Raw genomic sequence first — 1,665 nt, forward strand, 5'->3', positions numbered from 1 at the left:
GCGGCAGCTTCTATGTGACGGCACTGGGCGGGGCGCAGTGGAACCAGTATCCAATCAAATGGAACCCGGCTTCGCGCATTCAAAAGGTGTCCACCAGTTTGGTCGTTACCGATTTAGTTAAGGCCGCTGCCAGTGGAACTACTGCTGATAGTGATACTTTTGATATCCGTTCACTGGCCATTCTTGAAGATGGTACGGCTTATATCATAAATGGTTCTTACGACAATAATTTTGCTTTCAGCGGTAATTTATGGCATGCCAATATAGCCGATTTGACGGGTGATAAATTATTATCACAAACAGCCCAAATAATTAGCGGCGTCCTTGCATCACCTGTCAACGGTTATCTATGGGCATTACTGCCGGCCGACGAACTGAGCAAGGTCTGGGGCATGCTGGGTGATACACTGGGTGTCTATGATACCAATGGCATTTCCGGCAGCGCTATCGATGCCGCCACAGCCACCGGCTGGAGTGCATCCCAAAATCCGGCCTTTAATGCAATCTCCCTGGCGATGCCGACCATTACCCGCCGCGGCAGGCGTGCCATTAAGTCTGTCCGCGGTTTTGTCCATCCGGTGCTGGTATCCCGTGCCGGTATGAGCCAGGATGAATATGATGACTTTATGAGTTCCTACGCCGGCAAGTAATCGGACAGCCGACTGAACGCGGGGGCAAAAGGATATTGCCCCTGTTTATTTTTATAATAATAATAAGGAAGAAACATTTTGAAAAGGAATAATAAATATATAATATCATGTCCCCTGGCTTTTTTTTTGCTTACTTATACCGCACCATGTGAGGCGTGGAATCAGCTGGTAATAAATGGAGAAAATGCCAATTACATAAATTGGGGAATAACTGCCGACCCAAGCGGAACCCATGATATCACGAGTGGAGGTATTTATACTACCTATGCCAGAAATACACAGACCGGTGGACCGCCAGTTTCCGAATATAATGAACCTATTAGTATTTTAAATGGGGGAATATGGCGTCCGCTGGATGCTAAATCTGAAATTGATGCAGAAAATTTAACCATGTATTCCGGTTCCATGATAGACCTGGCATATAAATACAGTGCTGCCAACGGCTATACTCAGGAAAACGGCTATGATCCCTGGTCGGCAGCAACCTCTCTTAAGACAGCGCGATTTATGGAAATAGATAATGGTAAATTTGAAGGCAATATTGCTTTTCGGCTTAATATGGGAACAGCTGTTTTTAACCAAAGCACTTATGGCTCCAGGGGCGGTAAGGATTCTATATACCTGAATGCACCGCAGATAATTAATTCAGCTGAATATCCAACCGTAAATGTTACATTGCATTATATCATCGGTAATCATTTTGGTGAAGGAATGGCTGGATCTAATCTTTACTATCCATGGGATCACCAGACAACCGCCATGTTGAAGAACAAAATACCTGATATTTTTGGGATAACCAATTCAGATACTGCCACAATGGATAAATTTAATGTATCGGGCAGCGGCGAGTACCATCTTGACGGTGCCATCAATAAATATCTGCTGTGGACGCAGGTGCAGCAGGATGACCTTAATCCGCAACTTGACTATACTACAACTAGAATGTGGAGTCTGGTCTGGACAGCCAGGCGGCAGAATTATCTCTCCCAGAGTGCTTACTCGGCGGCCAATGCGG

The 1,665-nt window shown here is 45.5% G+C and carries 2 protein-coding genes; both read left to right on the forward strand.

Features of this window, described 5'->3' with window-relative positions:
* A partial coding sequence (locus tag I6751_RS04760) for a hypothetical protein (RefSeq protein ID WP_196591288.1) occupies window positions 1–650 on the forward strand: 650 nt, incomplete at its 5' end.
* Window positions 651–728: 78 nt separating this feature from the next.
* The coding region (locus I6751_RS04765; protein WP_196591289.1) for a hypothetical protein at window positions 729–1,665 on the forward strand (937 nt) is incomplete at its 3' end.

It is taken from the genome of Pectinatus frisingensis (assembly GCF_015732285.1).
Taxonomy (GTDB): domain Bacteria; phylum Bacillota; class Negativicutes; order Selenomonadales; family Selenomonadaceae; genus Pectinatus; species Pectinatus frisingensis.